This is a genomic window from Chitinophaga rhizophila, assembly GCF_019492185.1.
Lineage (GTDB): Bacteria > Bacteroidota > Bacteroidia > Chitinophagales > Chitinophagaceae > Chitinophaga > Chitinophaga rhizophila.
This window is the reverse complement of sequence record NZ_JAICCF010000001.1, coordinates 440,806-460,287: the sequence shown is the minus strand read 5'-3', so window position 1 is coordinate 460,287 and position 19,482 is coordinate 440,806. Positions and strand designations below refer to the sequence as shown.

Here is a 19,482-nt window from a genome sequence, read left to right as displayed (position 1 = left end):
GGCGTATGGAAAATGGATATACAGGTCTGGAGGTAGCAGTGGTGGGCATGTCCTGCCGTGTTCCACAGGCAGACAATCACCGGGAGTTCTGGGCAGGTCTGCTGGCAGGGTTTGAACCAATGGAAGTATTGAGTGCAGAAGAAGTAATCCGGTCAGGCGTAGATGAAAAAACTGCGCGTGCAGAAAGTTATGTGCGTATTTCCAGACGGTTGAAAAACAAGAAATACTTTGATGCCAACTTCTTTAAATTCAACCGTAATGAAGCGCCGCTGCTATCTCCGCAGACGAGGCAGTTACATGAGTGCATATGGGAAGCGATAGAAGATGCCGGCAGTGATGTCAGTACCATGGAAAACACGGGTCTGTTTGTCAGCCTTATTGAGGACTTTACCTGGCAGTTACATGTACGTGCCATGAGAGATGAGGCACCAATAGACTTTTTCTCATTTAATTTTCTTACAGCGCACCATTTCACACCAGCGTTGCTATCATATAAATTCGGATTTCAGGGCATCACCCTACCGGTGATCAGCGCCTGTTCCAGTTCGCTGGTAGCGATACATAACGCCTACAAGAGTCTGTTGCTCGGAGAAAGTAAAATAGCTATTGCCGCAGGCGCTAACCTGATCAATCATAGTGAGAAAGGTTATCCCTACCAGGATGGCAATATTGAGTCAAGGGATGGCCGGTGCCGGTCTTTTGACAAGGACTCAACAGGAACCAGCTGGGGCGAGGGAGTGGGTGTGATCGTAATGAAAAGGCTGAAAGATGCCTTGAAGGACAATGATCATATCTATTGCCTGATAAAAGGCGGTGCATGTAATAATGATGCTGACAGGAGGGTAGGGTATACTGCGCCAAGCGTTACGGGCCAGACTGAATGTATCACAAGAGCGCTCCGATTCAGTAAAGTAACGCCGGAAAGCATTGCTTACATCGAGACGCATGGTACTGGCACGCAGCTAGGTGATCCGATAGAAGTGGAGGCGTTGAACAGGGCATTTGAACTGACAACCCCCAATACAATCCCTATCGGGTCTTTGAAGAGCAATATTGGTCATACCAGCTATTCCGCTGGTATCCTGGGCTTTATTAAGGCAGCGCTTTGTCTGAAAAATAAGACGATACCGCCCAGTATCAACTTCACAGCGCCTAACCCGGGTGTTGGGTTTGCCAATGGTCCGTTTTATGTCAATACACAAACCAGCGCTATGGACCGTAAAGACGGACAACCTTTACGGGCAGCGGTTACTTCACTAGGTATTGGTGGTACAAATGCGCACATGATACTGGAAGAAGCGCCCGCGGTACTTCCAGCCAATGCTTCGGTTGCGCCTATACAAGTAATAACCATTTCAGCAAAGACGCCACAGGCGCTGAAGGGTAATGCCATCAGGTTATTTGATTTCCTCCGTAAAGAGGACGTGAACTTCGCCGACCTGGCATACACTTACCGGTCTTCACGTGCCGGTATGGAATTAAAGAAAAGTTTTGTAGCTGCATCGGCAGCTGAATTATTGGCAGCCCTGCAGGAATATATTTATTCAAATGTGTCTCCTGTACAGCAGCAGTCAGCGCCGCTTGTATTTATGTTCCCCGGCAACGGAGCACACTTCGCGCAGATGGGAAAGGCGCTATACGGACAATCTGCTGTGTTCAGGGAGTACATGGATATTGCTTTTGCCACATTGAGTACCCTCAGCGGAGAAGATTATAAGGCTGCATTATATGCCGACGATGAGCTAACGGATGATATAGCCTACCTGCATCCATTGATATTTGCTATTCAATATGCGAAGTCGAAGATGTTATTACAGGCAGGAATTAAACCGGCTTATATGTCCGGCTACAGCCTGGGTGAATACACCGCTGCCTGTCTGAGCGGAGTGTTTTCATTTACTGCCGCATTAACCATGTTGTACCGCAGGGCATTGTTGATGAAGAACCTGCCCGCAGGCAGGATGGTAAGTGCCAACGTTACCAGGGAACAGTTGGAAACATTACTTGCGGACCATCCGCAGATATACATTTCCGGGGAGAATAACAGCGGCAACTTTGTGTTATCAGGATTGACGAGGCCTATGGAGGCGCTGGTACGTACATTGGAAGCTGCAGAGATTTACTATCGGGAGGTAAGTGGAGAAAAGCCATTTCACACCCCCTTGTTGCAGGTAATGGCAGCCGCTTACCGCGAAGTAATGAGTCAATTCGCATTCAGTACGCCGGAACTGCCTTTTCTTTCTTCACTGACCGGACAGCTCATAAAACCCGAAGAGGCAGTATCCCCCGATTACTGGATCAGTCAGATGATGAGCGCTGTGAAATTCCACCCGGGGATAGAAAACCTGGTGGCTGCAAACAGTCCGTTATTGTTCATTGATCTGGGTCCTGACCATACCAGTTCCAAAATGCTGCGCAACATCAATAATGAACTGGAAGTACTGACAACCTATCATAAAACGGATGAATTAACGCAATGCCTTACCGTAGCTGGAAAACTGTGGGAGAAAGGCATTGACATCAACTGGAATGACTTGCAGCCTGCGGGTAAAAAAATGTCAGTGCCAACTTATGCATTTGATAAGCAGGAGTTTGTCGCGGAGGTGCGTACGTCAAAGTTATTGACAGGGAAAAAGATAAAACCGAAAGACTACGTGTCCTATACGGAAACGTGGGTACAGGATAATTCATTCAGTATAGACCATGCCCAGGCATTTCGCGAAAGGCAGGTACTGCTGTTCTCACATGACAAGATAGCGGCTGAGCAGTTCGCAGCGCTTGCCGGAGAGCAGCAGGCATTTATACTGATCCCCGGAGATGCTTACCAGCGTACGGACAATCTCATTGTATTCAATCCGGCTACAGACAGCGAAAGGTTGTTCGCCGATCTTAGAGCCATCAGCTTTATGCCCGCAGACCTGATTTTCATCTGGACAGATGGAAAAACAGGCCTGGTAGAAGGGTTGGAATATGGATATACATCCCTGTATCACCTGGTGAGGGCTTATACCAATGTGTTTGCGGATCGCAACCTGCATCTTTCTTTTGTAGCGAATGGTATACATAGGATGGGTGATAATGCTGCGCTGCAACCGATAAAGGCTACCGCAGCAGGGGCGGTGAGGATGATCAGTATAGAGTTCAGCAATATGCGTTGCCGCGTGATTGATGTAGACATACTTTCTGCGCAGAACTTGCCTGTTGTTATCAATGTAATACTGAGTCATGAAAAACTGCTGGAAATCACTGTAAGGAATGGTCATACCTATCATAAAGAATATGTGGACACACCACTGGAAGTATCCGGCAAAAAAAGATTATCCGGCAGGAAGACCTACCTGGTAACTGGTGGCGTACGTGGTCTGGGATATGAGGTAGCCCGCCATATAGCAAAAAAGCACAAGGCAGGGCTGATCATTATCGGAAGAAGTGCCGAAAATCAGGAGCGTACCGCCGCACTTGAAAAGCTGGGCACTAGAGTGGTATATATCCAATCAGACCTCTCTTCACTGGAGCAGCTGTCGCCTTTATTGGCAGCTGCGCAGGAGAAAGTGGGTATGGTAAAGGGTGTTATTCATGCAGCAGGTGTAGGCGACTATAATGGTATCATATTGCGTAGAACAGCGGATAATGATGCAGACATCTTTAATCCTAAAGTATACGGCACTTATAACCTGTACACCATTCTGAAGGATAATAAACTTGATTTCTTTGCAGGTTACTCCTCCAGGGCAGTATCCAAACCGTTTGTCGGACAATTCGGTTATGTAGCAGCCAACTCCTTCCTGGATAATTTCCTCGTAGCCATCAATGGTACAAGTATTCACTGGCCTGCAGTATCAGGAGTGGGGATGGCAATTGATGCATTGAAGCTGGTACCGGAGAATCAGCATGAAGCCATCCTCAGCAGGACCATCCGGCCCGAGACTATGCTGGAGGTACTGTTTGACGGCATTCGTAGTGATGAGCGGTTGCTGGTAGTATCTAAAACAGCTATTGACACCAGGACCGGTTATATCATCGGGGTTGAAGAAGAGAATGCGGCGGATAACACTGTTTCAAGGCAACGTACCGGTAGTACCAATGAGTATGTAGCGCCTGTTACAGAAATGGAGACGGGGGTTGCTGATATCATGAAGGAAGTACTCTGTATTGATAGCGTGGGAATGAGAGATAACATGTTTGAACTGGGAGGCGACTCGTTGAAAGCCATGGTTATTCTCAGTAAAATAAAAGCCCGTTATAATGTAGACTATACCCTGAAAAAACTGCTAGAAGCACCTGACATAGACAGCATTGTCAGAGACATTGATGAAATACTCAATGACAAAATTGTAATCACTATCTGATAAAAAATCTTTCATCGCTTAACTGTTAACATATGGACATCAACGAACTGATCGTGGAGATCGAAAGTAGCAACATTGAAATTACTATCAATGATTCCGGCAACCTGAATGTAGTGTTGTCGAAGGCCAACATGAAAAATGAAGCCCTCATCAATAAGATCAGGGCAAACAAAGAACTGCTGATCAAACACATTCAGGAAAAGAAGGCAAAAAAGGGTATTTCCCGTTTTAGCATTACCCCATTCCAGGAAGGCCTTGTTAGCTTTGCAAAGAATAACCCTGACAGTAAGCGTTACATTATTCAGCTGACCTTTGAAGCTGATCAGCCATTGTCTTTCGAGTCTTTCCACAAAGCATGCGAGTTCCTTATTTCCCGTCATGAAATATTGCGATCTACATTTGATTTTGACCTCAATGAACAACTTTTCAGAACCCGCCTGCTACCCGCAGAGTCATTGGTATGTCTGAGAATAAACGGAGACGAGGAGCATGCTTTACGTAACAAGCCATTCCAGATCTCTGAAGAATCGTTGATACGTTTTTGCCTGGTAGATGACAAACGTATTGTACTGATCATTCATCACCTGGTAGCAGACGTGCTTTCTGTGCAATTACTGCTGAAAGAATTGTTCAGCGTGTATTCCAGTCTGGAGAATGGTACCCCGCAGCTGGAAGCAACCGAGACCATGCAGTTCTCATCTTATGTAGAGTGGGTATTACAGCAGGACAAGAAAAAGGCCAAAGACCATTGGACCAGGCAGCTGAAAGATGTTGCTCCTGCAAGACTGGAGAATGTGATCATGCCGGATAATGCGATCCAAGAAGAAACTTATAAGGAATTTAATCTCCAATATACGTTGAGTGCCGGTACAAGAGAGCTGTTAAGACGTAAACACATCGCCAGCTCTACCGTGCTGAACTTCCTGGGCGGGCTTGTATTGTCTGCTTATCATGGCGGCGGACAGTTTGTATGGGGTAATACTATCACTCACCGTTATTCTGGTCATCCACATTTCAGCAGTATTATCGGTCCGCTGATTGCCACCGTACCGCTGGTATATGATTTTGGGCAACAGAAGACATTACTGGAAGCATTAACAGAGTTTCAGCAGCAGTTACTGGAAGCCAGAGACTTCTCTTATATCTCCCTGAATGAAATCTACGATACAGTTAAATCACAGAACCTGTTCAGTGCCTCCTTCAGCTTCCAGGATATTACTGAGCGTATAGATCCTTCCTTTGCCGGAGCTGGTATCAGAAGGGTAGTAGAGGAAAGTCAGAGCATCTCTCACTTCCCGCTGGCTATTCTGGTATCTCTACCCGAAGACGCAGCAGAATTTGATGTGAGCTACAGAGCAGACCTGTTCCCTGAAGCAACTATCCGTAGCATTGCAGACCTTATTATTGACCTGTATAATAAATTTGGCGAGATCTGCGAGCAGCAACTGACCACCCTTGATATATTCGGAGCGGCGACAGCACGTGCGCTGATTGCAGGTACGACCACACCAGCCGCATCCGCTACACTGCTGGATCTGTTTTATAGCTCTTTACAACAATATCCATCCAGGGTTGCGGTAGAGGACTACGACAATCATGCTTATACCTTTACAGAGCTGGACGAGAAGAGTAATCATATTGCTAACTTATTGACAGACCAGGGAATCACAGGCAATGTCGGTATTCACCTGAATTATTCTGTTAACCTGGTAGCCAGTGTGCTGGGTGCTTTGAAAGCAGGATGCAGCATTGTAAGTCTGGAACACGGTTTCCCAATTGATAAGCTGAACTGGCTGGCGGTAGAAGCAGGCATTTCAGCCGTATTGCTAGGCGACAGAGAGCGTACGCTGTTCGGCGATATGCTGCATACAGTGCTCCCTTCCTGCAAGATCATTTCTTTACCGGAAGAACTCCCGCTGGCAGCATTAAAAGTTCCGGCAGCTAAGCCTGCACCGTCAGATATATGTACACTGTATTATACATCGGGTTCTACAGGTACGTCAAAGATTATCAGGACAAGTCATGAAAACGTACTGAACGGTTTTTACTGGCTCAAAGATCATTTCCCGGTAAATGGAGAAGAAACATTCTGCCTTAATATCCGGTTGTCTTTTAGTCCGTCTATCCGTAACATCTTTGAATCGCTTAGTCAGGGAGCGCGCCTGCTGGTAATACCAGAGTTTCTGTATCACAACGTAGACAAATTCACGCAGTTTATTGCAGACAAGGGTGTAACCAGGATATCACTGACACCAAGTTTTGTGAAGGTGCTGATGGAAAATGAAAAGACCTCGTTATTGCAAGGCGTACGTTTGCTCGAACTCCGTGGAGAGGCTGCCAAGATGGCCGATGTTAAGGCAATTAAAGCAGCCATGCCGGATGCAGTTGTCATCAACCGTTATGGATCTACAGAGGCATCTTCCACAAGTTATAACTACGAATACGATACTGAATTTGAATATTACCCGCTTGGTAAACCAGTATACAACACTACCATCAGCATCATTGATGATCACCAGCGTACCAAGCCACTGAACGTAGTAGGAGAGATATTGATCCAGAGTAGAAGCGTATCCCTGGGATATATGCATCCTGAAGATAATAAAGATACTTTTCTGTTTGGCACTGATGATACCCGCACATTAAAAACCGGCGACCTTGGTTTTATTGATGGCGAAGGCGTATTGCATTATATCGGCAGGAAAAACAGGATGCTCAAGCTTAGAGGTTACAGGATCGAGCCGAGCGAAATTGAATATAACCTGGAGCAGTTTGAAGATGTGAAAAAAGCAGAAGTGCTTGTGGTGGATAACAGCCAGGGAGCTAGGCTGGTAGCTTTCTGTCAGGTAGATAATCCTGCTGAATTTTCTGAAAATAACCTGAAGCATTTCCTGAAAGACAGGATTCCGAATTATACGATCCCGAACAAGATTGTGTTCATGAAGGAATTTCCAAGAACTGTTACAGGCAAGGTTGATCAGATCGGATTGCAGGCGTTTCTTAAGAATGAAAGTTTGCAGCGGGTGAAAGAACCGTCCACCATTACTGAGAAACGTACCAGGGACGTGTTTGCAGCCCTGATGCCTGACGCAGTGATTGCCCTGGATGAGGATCTTTACAGCATGGGCGCTAACTCTATCGTAGTAATGAGAGCAGCTTATAAGCTGGGTATGGAGTTTAATATTAAACTGAAAGGTGCGGAGCTGTTCACTTACAATACTATTGAAAAGTTATCTGCATACATTGACGAGGTGATGGGCAATAAGAACTTCAAGCGGAAAGAAAATTATCATATTCTAAATCAGCGCGAGGGTAATGAGCACATCTTCTTCCTGGTACCACCATTGACAGGTACATCTACACACCAGGCATTGACGCCTTTTGTTCCGGAGAACATGGACTTTGTTGTATTTGCCACTATTGCAGTTGAAGAATATCAGACACTGGGTCGAGATATGGAGACGCTCGCAGGCTTCTATAAGAATACCATACTTCAGCTGTCTAAAGGCAAGTCAATACATATGGCAGGGTGGTCTTTCGGCGGATCGCTTTCATTTGAGATTGCTTTACAGCTGGAAGCGCTGGGGCTGAAAGTCAATTCACTGATCCTGCTGGATCCGAATATGTACAGACCGCACTTTGACGATGATAACAAGCAGCGTGAAGATTATGACAAGATCATTCGTGCACTGCTGATCCAGGAGAATATTGATCCGGATGAATTTGGTACGCATAAGATCCAGGAGCAGATGTATCATGCCAATCAGGTAACGAAGAAGTATCGTCCGTCAAGAAAATACAGTGGCGATATCTCTTTGATCAAACCACTGCTGACCTCTCCGTTTGAGCGCAACCATGATACACCATTTAATGGTTTACGTGAGCACAGTACCGGTGAGATACATGTAAGTATGACGAAAGGCAATCACATGACGATGGCTACCGGTCCTGCGAAGTATATAGCTGACATGATCTTCTCGAAGATTGTGTGGTAGTGGTTCAATATCAATATAATTTTTACTCCCGGTTGTTGCATTTGTTTAGCAGGCATACAACCGGGAGTTGCGTCAGCACAATTATCAATATAAAACCGCATCTGAGAGACTATGCATATCATTATGCTTCCTTTCGCCGGAGGAAACAAGCATTCCTATCAGGCTATTACCGGAAATGTTCCGAATATTCACACACTTGAGTATCCCGGGCGTGGTACAAGGATCAGAGAGCCTTTACCTGTGACATTGGATCTGCTGGTTGAAGATGTATTGCAGCAGCTTAAGAAGACAATTGACATTCATAGCAAGTACATGCTGTATGGACATAGTATGGGTGCATTGATTGCCTATTTGCTGTGTCGTAAGATCAAAACATTGGGATTGCCAATGCCGCAGAAACTGGTAGTAAGTGGCCGCAAATCACCTCATATAAAACGTAAGCGGTTCCTTTCACAATTACATGATGCAGATTTTATACAGGAAGTAACCGGCATGGGAGGTATACCTGATGAAGTGTTGCAATACCCGGAACTGATGGAGTTTATTATTCCGATCCTCAAAGGAGACTTCAGGGTTTACGAGTCCTATCAATATATACCAGGTGAAAAATTGTCTGTGCCAATCGATGTGTTCTATGGTTCTGAAGAGGGTATCAGGGAAGAAGACATCGTAGGCTGGAAGGAAGAAAGTCTTCAACCGGTGCATATCCGCGAGATGAAAGGGAATCACTTTTTCATTCTTGATCATGCAGCCTATTTCTCGGAATACCTCCGTAATCACCTGGGTTATACAGGAGTGGCAGGACGGACGTATCCCTGATTAACTATTTAAAATAAATGAGTATGGAGCAGTTGCAGCAAAAATACCCGCTTTCATTGCCCCAGCAGGACATTTATTACGAGCAGCTTCTTTATCCGGATGAGCCGATTTATAATATCGGTGCACGTGTAGAGATACAGGGCCCACTCGATGTAAGCATTCTGCAGGAAGCATACAGGCAATTAATCAATCAGCACGAATCTTACCGGATGATCATTGGAACGGATCTGGATATACCTGTGTTTACCATTGCTGAAGGGCACAATACAAGTATCCAGTTAGTGGATCTGTCAGCAGCGGCAGATGCAGTGCAGGCGGCAGGATTGTTAATGGATCAGAATTTCAGGATACCGTTTGACCTGGAGGCGGGCAGGTTACTGCATCGCTTTATGCTGATAAAGATAAGTCCCACATTTCATTATCTCTTTTCAGTCTACCACCATATTATTACCGATGGTTGGGGCACCTCACTGATGTTCCAGCGTTTTGTAAAGAACTATAACGAGCTGATTACAACTGGTGAGATCCGGACTACCTATCCATTCCCCTATACCTCATTTGTACTGGAAGATCAGCAATACGTTGCTTCAGATGCTTACCAGGAAGATAAAAAATATTGGTTGTCTGCCTTTTCTTCCCTTCCGGAATCGTTCATTCCGCTAAAGGAGGCACGGAAAAATAAAAGCAGGCAACAGGAATTGTTTATTCCGAGGAGTATATTCAATCAGCTGATATCCCTTGCTGGCGAGTTGAAAGTTTCAACATTTCACATCATACTAGGGGTAATATATACATACTTTGCGCGCTACTATAACAATAGCGACATTACTGTGGGACTGCCGGTACTGAACAGGGGCAAGGCTGTCTACAAGAAGACGGTAGGTCTTTTTATGGGCGTTTCCCCCTTGCGGATACAAGTTGATTTTGATGCGGATTTCCGTTCATTAGTGAATAAGATCAGGGATGAGCTGAAGATAAATTATCGTCACCAACGCTTTCCACTTGGCAAGCTGATACAGGCTTTGCAGGTCTTCGGAGAAAAGGACAGGCTATTCAATATTACATTGTCTTACGAAAAGCAGGACTATTCAGATCACTTTGAAGGTACGGTTACAACCGTCAGACCGATGAGCCATGGCGCAGAGCGTGTAGCGCTGGCCTTGTATGTGCGTGAGTTTGATGATCATGAGGACGTCAGACTGGACTTCAGCTATAACCTTAGTTACTTTACAGATGATGACATCTTCCGCCTGACCAGGTATTTCAATGTAATAATACAGGCAGTAATTGCAACGCCTGGCGCGGCAATACGGGATATTGATTATATGCCAGCGCAGGAACGGCAGGACGTACTGCATACATTTAATCAATATGCGGCAGAATATCCTTCCTATAGTACTGTCATTGATTTGTTCAGTCAGCAGGTAAAACTGTCAGGTGAAAAAACAGCTGTAATAGACGCAGGTAAGCGCTGGAGTTATGCAGCGCTGGAGACGAGTATGCTTAAAGTAGCAGCCGGTATTGGAGGTGATGATATAATAGACCGGCGGCCGGTAGCAGTATTGATGTACAGGTCAGCAGACCTGGTGGCCGCGCTGCTGGGTGTAATGCGCACCGGACGGCCATATATTCCGCTGGATCCTGATTTTCCGGTAGAGAGGCTGGAGTACATTGTTCGCCATAGCGGATGTGAATGTATGCTGCTGGATCGTGCATTACAGGGGTATCTCAGTCTTCCGGAGGTTACAACATATATAGTGGAAGATCTGTTATCAGCAACGATTGAAGAAAAGCAGTTAGTATCGCCTACGCCGGCAGACAGTGCCTATATAATTTACACATCCGGATCGACCGGTAATCCTAAGGGAGTAGAGATCGGACATCAGGCACTGACTAATTTTCTGTGGAGCATGAAAGAAAAGCCGGGCATTACAGCAAAGGACCTGTTCTTTGCAGTGACCACTTGTTCCTTCGACATCTCAATCCTTGAACTTTTTCTGCCATTAATTGCCGGCGCAACGGTGTACATAGCCAGCCGGCAACAACTACGGGATCCGGCGGCATTGATAAGTACGCTTGAGCAGGTGCGTCCAACGATGATACAGGCAACACCTAGTTTCTACCAGCTGCTCTTTAACGCCGGGTGGACAGGACAGTCTGCATTGAAGGTGCTTTGTGGCGGAGATCTGTTGAGTGAAGCACTGGCAGAAAGACTACTGAATAGTTGCGCAGCATTGTGGAATATGTACGGGCCGACCGAAACAACTATCTGGTCTGCCGTTAAGCGCATAGTACATCCGGCGGAGGCAGGTAACATTGGTACGCCAATCAACAATACCGGGATTTATATACTGGATAGGTGGCGGAAGCCAGTAGCAATAGGTGCAACTGGAGACATTTATATCAGCGGTCATGGTCTGGCAAAGGGATATTATAAAGATCCTGTGCAGACAGCCGAAAAATTTCTCAATGGAGAACCCATGTTATACTTCACCGGAGATACTGGTAAGTGGATCGCCACCGGTGAGATAGCGTTTGGCGGTAGAAGCGATGCGCAGGTGAAGATCCGTGGATATAGAATTGAAACAGGGGAAATAGAGAAAAAACTGGTAGAGTCAGGCCAGGTATCACAGGCGGTTGTAATTGCCCGTAAAACAGCAGAAGCAGCTTTCCTTGTCGCCTATGTGAAACCCCTCGGTAACTTTAATGCAGAGGCATTAATCGCAGTTTTGCAGCAACGCCTGCCAGAGTATATGGTGCCTGCTGTAATAATACCTGTAGATACCTTTCCATTGACGCCTAACAATAAGATCGACCGAAAAACACTGGCCGCAAGGGAGATAAATCTGGAAGGCGGGGTACGTTATATAGCGCCGGGTAATGAGACAGAAGAACAGTTGGTCAGGATCTGGAGCAAGTACCTGCAAGTAAAAGGCATTGGTGCAAATGATCATTTCTTTCGGCTTGGAGGACATTCACTGAGTGCGGTCAGGGTAATTTATGAGATCAATACATTTTTCTCCTGTAAGCTATCTCCGCGTGACATATTTGAATGTCCGACGATTGCAGCGCTTGCACAAAGAGTGGCATCTGCAGAGAAGATACTATACCAGCCTATTCCTTCCGCGCCTGAGCGGGATAGTTATCCGTTAACACAAGCGCAGCAACATATCTGGATACAGTCGCAACGTTCGGAGGGGTCGATCGCTTACAATATGAACGCAGCTTATGAGATATCAGGACAACTGGAACTTCCTATACTGGAAAAGGCAGTAACATTTATCATAGCGCAGCATGAGAGTCTCCGTACCGCATTTGTTGAAATAGCGGGTGTGCCCAGGCAGGTAATACTTCCTGCTGATGAACGCACATTTCATATACCAGTAGTGGAGAATGCCACGGGGGAGGTAATCAGTAGCCTACTCCATCAGGAGTTCAATCTTGCCGCGGGATCTCTGTTGAGGATGGTACTGGCAGTTACCCGGAAAGGAAGGCAGGTATTACTGTTTTCAACGCATCATATCGTGATGGACGGGTGGTCGCTGGAGGTATTCATCAGAACATTAAGTGATGTATACAATCATTTACAAAGTTCGGGCCGACCACCGGAATTAACAAAACCAGCAAGGTTTAGAGATTATGCAGAATGGATTACGAACCGGCTACCTGATGCTACAGCCGCTATGTTCTGGAAAGAACAGCTGCAGGGCCGTCCCGCGAAAGGGTTATTCTCTGACCCCACCAGGCATGCAGATACAGGATTTTCTGGCAACCAATGTACTTTTCTGCTGGATGATAAAGAAAAGACCGCATTGACAGAGATGGCCGCCAAGCTGGATGTTACATTATACTCACTGCTGATTTCGCTTACTGGTATATTTCTGTGGCGTTATACAGGGCAAGAGGACTTTTATATAGGTACAGTTACCGCTGGCCGTGAACAGCCGGAGTTAAGTGATGCAATTGGTATGTATGCACTTACGATTCCCCTGCGCATGCAGGTGCAACGGGACAGGATAGTAGCGCAGCAGGTAGGGGATGTTCACCGGCATATACTGGAAGCAGGCAGACATAGGCCTGATGAAGCATCTGCTGCATTATTTGACGTAATGATAGCCTATCAGGATCCAGATGCAACACTAACAGATATCAGGACCTTTAATGGTTTCCGCATGCAGCCATTCGCTTATCAACACCTTAGTAGCAGGTTTGCCTATACATTTAACTTTTATCATGTAGCAGAAACATTGGTGTGTGATGTGGAATATAATACAAGCGTTAGTACTGATACAGTTGCCGGCAAGGTTGCGACAGAACTGAAGCAGTATCTGCAACAGGGCCTCGCATTGATAAACGCGCGGGTAGATGCAGTAGTAAATACCCCGGAGCCTGCACCTGATGCAGCTTCGTATTTCCCGATTGATTTTAATTTTTGAACAGCTTATTATGATTAAAGTAAAATCCAGGCAATGGTTATTGATTGGAATATATGCATTGCTCAACACCGCCTGTACGGTGGCGATCCTGTATATTATCAATATGGGCATACGGGGCGACCGGCAGTTTAATACCGGAAGTGTGGGCGGCATCTTTTTCGGCATTGTTATCTTTTCTTACCTGTTCAACCTGTTCTTCCAGAAATATACTGTGCGCTACTCCTACGAATTTGTATATGGTACGGAGCTGCGGCTGGCAGAACGAATACAGCAACTGACCCTGCACCAGCAGGAAGCTATAGGGTCGGAAAGGATATATGGTGTGCTGGAAGACCTGCGTGTGTTCATTTTCATGGCGGGCGTTGTCAATAATACACTCAATTCCCTGTTGATGATTTTGGTCAGTATCATGTATCTGTTTTATATATCATTGACAGGTGCATTGATTACGCTATTGCTCATCGCCGGCACCGCCCTGGTTTACTTTATAGTTGGCAAACAGCAGGCACACAGACTGAACAGATTACGTAACTATAATGAGCGTTTTACCAAAATGGTAGATGATCTGTTACAGGGATTTAAGGAGTTTAAGATCAGTGCCGGACGCAGGAAGAATTTCAGGGAGCTGCATCTGTCAGCCAATAGGAATGAAGCCCGTGAACTGGACGTATTGTTGTCAGGCAATTTTGTTGGCGTGAATATATTGAGTCAATATGGCCTGTACCTGGTATTTGGCGCTATTCTGTTTGTATTCCCGTTATTCGGAGGTATGCAGTCGCAGCAGACCGGAGTTTTTATGGTTGTACTACTGTTTATGTCAGGACCTATCAACAGATTGATATCGCTGCAACATCTGTATACACGGATGAAGGTGGCTGCGCGGAGAGTATCCGGCTTCTTCAGAGAACTGGACAGCTTTTTACCAGAGGCTCCTATGCAAACGGCAGCAGCTGGCACGGTTAATTTTGAAACGCTTGAATTTAGGGATTGTGTCTGGCAACATGGTGAACACTTCCAGCTGGGCCCTATGAATTTTAGGATCACTAAGGGAGAGGTGGTATTTATTATCGGAGGAAACGGCAGTGGAAAGAGCACGTTTATTAAATTATTTACCGGCCTTTATACACCTGTATCTGGAACGATCTTGTTGAATGGCAGGAAAGTGGATAGTAACACAGCGGATTATCAGGATCTGCTGTCTGTCGTGTTCACTGATAATTATATCTTCTCGTGTAATTATGATGATTACATCCTCGAAGATAATCCGGTATACAAAAAACTTTTGAAGACCATGGAGCTGGACCATGTGATCCGGGATACAATGGACGAGAGTCCGAGGAGAAGATTTTCCCAGGGGCAGCGTAAAAGGATCTCCTTAATATTTTCCTTGCTGGAGCAGCATCCATTATTGGTATTAGACGAATGGGCGGCAGATCAGGATCCTTATTTCAGAAAATACTTTTATGAGCAGTTGCTTCCGGCATTGAAACAGGAAGGAAAGACAATTCTTGCTGTTACTCATGATGATGCTTATTTCCAGTATGCGGACCGTATTGTGAAATTTGAACATGGCAATATCATAAGTGATATCGCTGTGCAGGAGGGTGCGCAAAATCAGAAAATACTATGGACAAACTGACGAATAAATTGCAGCTTATTGAAGAGGGACTTAAGTCCTTTATTAGTAAGAACAAAGACATTAAAGCTCTGCTTTCGATAGGTAGCTACTCGCAGGGTGCATTCGATTCTTTTTCAGACATGGATCTGTTTGTGTTTACAGATAAACCAGCCGATTACATGAGCTGGGATGACGCGACATGGGCGGAACCACTGGGAAAGATCATCTCAAGACGGGTATTCCGCGACAGGGGTGATGGCGTAGATAAAAACAAGCTGGTCACCGAAACAGGTATTATGTATGATCTGACATTCGTGCCGATGAATCATCTTCGGGTGATCCGCTTCTACCTGGGATTAAAGCGGCGAAACCTGCAATTCCTTCTGCCAGGTTTTCTAAAGAACGGCATAGGAACAGCCGTGGCCAGGTTTTACGATACTATTAAGAGAGGATGTCATATTCATCATGATACGATCGGGCTAGGGAAGATCGTGCCCTATTTGCGTGCAGCATATAGTCAGCAGTCACCGGTTTTCCCTGATAAAAAAGCTTTTGCCAACAGCTATAATAATTTCTGGCAGTCATGTTATACCGCTTCGGTGAAGTTAACTAAGGGAGAGTATTACCACAATCTGCTTTTGTATGACAATTATATGAAGCATCAGCTGTTACGGGCGATGGAGTGGCTGGCTATTACAGACGATCCATCTGTGGATGTTTTTTTCAATGGCGCAAGATTGCAGCAATGGGGGCCACATGATGTATACGAGCGTATATTGCCTACATTATTTCATGATGACGTGCTGGAGATGCAATACTGCTTGTTACGGTCAGCGGCCTTGTACCAGGAATTATCTGCTGCTTTGGCGCAGGCCTATGGTTTTGCGCTGAACAAGCAGTTTGAGGCATTTGTCATCAATTTTATTGAACACACTGCCATACCATATACCAGGCGTCGTTTGTCAAAAGTATAGGACGGTATAGTTTAAATGTAATTTCATGTTCAGAAAGATACTCTGTATACTATTATTGATATGCTCAGGTCAGCAGCTATTTGCACAGGTTAGCATAAAAGGGCGGGTGAAGGATTTACAGCAGCAGCCGGTGCCCTTTGCGACCGTCAGGCTGGTACCAGTGAGTGACACACTGAAAGGTCAGATGGCGCTGACTGATACAGCAGGTATGTTTACGTTTACTGGCGTTAGCAGGAATAAATACAAAGTTATTGTTCACAGCTCTATCTATGAGTCGGTGACTGCAACAGTCGTTGTTGACAACGCCACGGCGCAGCTGGAAGACATTGTCATGAGCAAAGAGAAAACAGTGACATTAAGTGGTGTGTCAGTCAGAGGCACTGCGCCGGTAATTACGCAGAAGCTGGACCGCCTGGTGGTAAATGTTAAAGGAACACCAATAGGAGTAGCCGGTAACGCACTGCAGGTAATGGAAAGGCTGCCAGGTATAGAAATTAGTCCGGATGGATCCTCCATTAAGCTGAACGGAAAAGATCATGTTGGTATTCTGCTGAACGGGAAGCTGACACGTGTACCTATTTCATCGCTGTTATTGATGCTGAGTAGTACTAATGCTAAAGATATAGACAGAATAGAACTGATTACGACCCCACCGGCACAATACGATGCAGAGTTCACGGGAGGGTTGATTAACATACAGCAGGTAGTGAGCACTACTGCAGGAAGTAATGGCAGCATACTGCTGGGCATTGGTTATGGCTGGAGAGATAAAGCAAAGGCAGGCTTTAACTGGAATGTCCGGAGGAGCAAGACGAACTTTTACGGCGGCATAAACTATGACAGGAATAACAACCCCCGTAAGTTTGATTACAGGAGCTATAACGCGTCTGATTCGGACCCTTATTCCAACTTCACAGTTACCGACCGGTACCCGGTTATCACAGGAGTTACAGGTAGAATAGGCCTGGATTATGATATCAATAAAAGGTTGTCACTCGGCTTACTAGCTAATGGAAATCTGAATCTGTTTAAACAACATGTGAGCGGATCCACTGAAGGTTCTGAGCGCATCGGTCTGGTAAACAATGAAGATAGCCGTCGGAGATTATATATTCTGAATGCGCATGTAGGGTATAAGATCAGTAAGTCGCAGGTATTTAACCTGGACGTGGACTATCTGAATTATTACAGTTTTGCACCAAATGAATATGTCAATACCTACTATAAGACAAATGCAGATTCTGTAGTAACATTTACAGTAACCAAGCGTACACCGGTAAATGTATGGACAGGTAAGGCGGACTATATTACCAGTCTGACGCCAGACATAGAGCTGGTTACGGGTAGTAAACTAACCTTTTCAAGGCTAAAGAACAACGTAGTAGCAGAAGATGTGTTCAGCACAGGTGCTGAGCCGGTGGATTCATTGAGTGAACGGTCCACACTTGCGGAGAATATAGCAGCTGCCTATGCGTCTGTGAGCTGGACGTTCAATCAGCGTACACGGATGAATGTAGGATTGAGGTACGAGTATTCTTCGCAGGACCTGGTGACAAAGTCCGGTAAATCAACGTCAAACAGATCGTTAAGTCAGTTTTTTCCATCGCTGTTCTTTTCCCGGGTGTTAAACAAGAACAATACTTTGCAGTTTGCCTACAGCAGGAGGATAGCCCGGCCAACTTATACAGATCTGGCACCATTTGTCTCATTTATTGATCCAAATACTTTTTATATCGGTAATATTAACTTAAGACCTGCGCTTAGTAATACGGTTACAGGATCATATCTGTTCAGGCGGTTTATATTCACAGCAGAGCTCACGAGGGAAAAGAATGCCATTGCAAAAACGCAGGCAGTATTTCTTGATAGTAAGCAACAGATGCTGACTTCATTGAATATCCCGGTGTTATGGACATCGTCATTATCAGCAAGTATACCGGTTACAGTAGCACCTTGGTGGAACATGCAGTATAATATACAATTATCGCATATTAATCAGCAATATGAGGGCAATACCACTTCTAATACTTTCTATTTTATAAAGACGACGCAGAACTTTAAACTTGACAAGAACTGGATGTTACAGATCTATGGATCATATAACTCGGAGAAGATGTACGGTACCACCCGTATTGATGCGTTTCAGCGAATGGATGTGAGCATTACCCGCGAGGTAAAGAAGTGGCACAGCTCTTTCCAGTTAAGTATTAATGATCTGTTAAACAAATATTACAGGTTTCAGTCAATTAATCATCCTGCCAGGTATTACAAACAGTTTGACGAATATGAACCGAGGGTAGTACGACTTACTTTTACGCATGATTTTGGTAATCTGCAGATTAAGAAAGAGTCAAAACGGGAAACTAGTTCGGAAGAAATCAGGAACCGTTTCTAGGCATTGGCGGGGTAGGACATACAGCTACCCCACCAATGGAGTCTGAGCAGGTACCGGCAACATGCTACTAACGCTGCGGATGTCCCTGGTGCTTATGTTGTGCACTGTCAACCTCTGAGGTAATGACAAACTGCCTGAGAACGCCTTTTTCCCAGGCATTGGCGGATGGATCAACAGCCGGCATCGGAATATCATTCCGCTTTTCTTTTATGCGTGCGGTAGAGATGTTGAATCGTTTGTCACGTGCCTGTAGTAGCTCAGGGTGCAGTTGACCTTCTTTGGTGAATCCCATCATAATCATTGGCGATCCTATCGGTAGAGAACTTTCCTGATCAGTATGCCATGTATGAATGGTTTTACCGTAGGTGGAAACCAGTTTTTCCATAAGCTCATGTTCAGCTACTTCGGGTATACCGGGAGCAATCAAGGTGCCCGACTTCACTTCGTGATGATGGGAATGCCAGAGTGCTTTTTCTTCCTGCGGCAGAGTTTTAAATAGTTTCTCTGTTACGATATACTCTACCCCCATAATTTTTGCGTCTGCACCATTTCCATCAAAGATGATAGCCTGATACATGTCTTCATTCAGCTGCTGCACATAGTGATGAGCCTCCATCTGTGCGTTGATATTGCCGTTATAGAAGTGAAAGCCGTCAAGGTAAGCGGTAAATTTCTTTAGAGGCGTTTTGTCCTGTAGAATGTCAGCGCCTGTATTTAATAATTTGTCTTTACTGGTTTTGTCATCTCCGGGCGACTGTACATTAGATGAGGTGTTTTTTCCTCCACAGGCTGAAAATATGAGAAGGGTGATGCACGCTGATAGTTGAAGGAATTGTTTCATTTTTCCAGGATTTATATGATTTTGATTAAAAAGTATGTCTGGCCATTCAATGGTT

8 protein-coding genes are annotated in these 19,482 nt (G+C 45.3%); 7 read left to right on the top strand and 1 reads right to left on the bottom strand.

Translation table 11 applies throughout. The features are described 5' to 3' along the window. Nucleotides 1-5: 5 nt before the first annotated feature. From K1Y79_RS01675 to K1Y79_RS01645, 7 genes are all read left to right on the top strand, one after another. Nucleotides 6-4,349 (top strand): type I polyketide synthase, encoded by a 4,344-nt coding sequence (locus K1Y79_RS01675; RefSeq protein ID WP_220248263.1) that lies wholly within the window; start codon nucleotides 6-8, stop codon nucleotides 4,347-4,349. A gap of 32 nt (nucleotides 4,350-4,381) precedes the next feature. Next, nucleotides 4,382-8,344, top strand: coding sequence for a condensation domain-containing protein (locus K1Y79_RS01670; RefSeq protein WP_220248262.1), 3,963 nt, complete (start codon nucleotides 4,382-4,384; stop codon nucleotides 8,342-8,344). A gap of 111 nt (nucleotides 8,345-8,455) precedes the next feature. Continuing rightward, nucleotides 8,456-9,163, top strand: a complete 708-nt coding sequence (locus K1Y79_RS01665) for a thioesterase II family protein (protein WP_220248261.1) — start codon at nucleotides 8,456-8,458, stop codon at nucleotides 9,161-9,163. Between the two features lie 23 nt (nucleotides 9,164-9,186). After that, on the top strand, nucleotides 9,187-13,599 hold the full coding sequence (locus K1Y79_RS01660; protein WP_220248260.1) for a non-ribosomal peptide synthetase: 4,413 nt from the start codon (nucleotides 9,187-9,189) through the stop codon (nucleotides 13,597-13,599). A gap of 10 nt (nucleotides 13,600-13,609) precedes the next feature. Then, the gene (locus K1Y79_RS01655; protein WP_220248259.1) at nucleotides 13,610-15,238 is read left to right on the top strand and encodes a cyclic peptide export ABC transporter; all 1,629 of its coding nucleotides are present in this window, start codon (nucleotides 13,610-13,612) and stop codon (nucleotides 15,236-15,238) included. Further along, nucleotides 15,226-16,191 carry an aminoglycoside 6-adenylyltransferase gene (locus tag K1Y79_RS01650; RefSeq protein ID WP_220248258.1) on the top strand — a complete coding sequence of 322 codons (966 nt, stop codon included), beginning with the start codon at nucleotides 15,226-15,228 and terminating at the stop codon, nucleotides 16,189-16,191. Before K1Y79_RS01655 ends, K1Y79_RS01650 begins: the two co-directional genes overlap by 13 nt. A 25-nt stretch (nucleotides 16,192-16,216) precedes the next feature. After that, a complete protein-coding gene (locus K1Y79_RS01645; RefSeq protein ID WP_220248257.1) occupies nucleotides 16,217-18,586 on the top strand; it encodes an outer membrane beta-barrel family protein in 2,370 nt (789 codons plus the stop codon). A gap of 67 nt (nucleotides 18,587-18,653) precedes the next feature. On the opposite strand, the gene K1Y79_RS01640 is transcribed toward K1Y79_RS01645, so the two are convergent. Next, nucleotides 18,654-19,427, bottom strand: coding sequence for an OBAP family protein (locus K1Y79_RS01640; RefSeq protein WP_220248256.1), 774 nt, complete (start codon nucleotides 19,425-19,427; stop codon nucleotides 18,654-18,656). Between the last annotated feature and the right edge of the window lie 55 nt (nucleotides 19,428-19,482).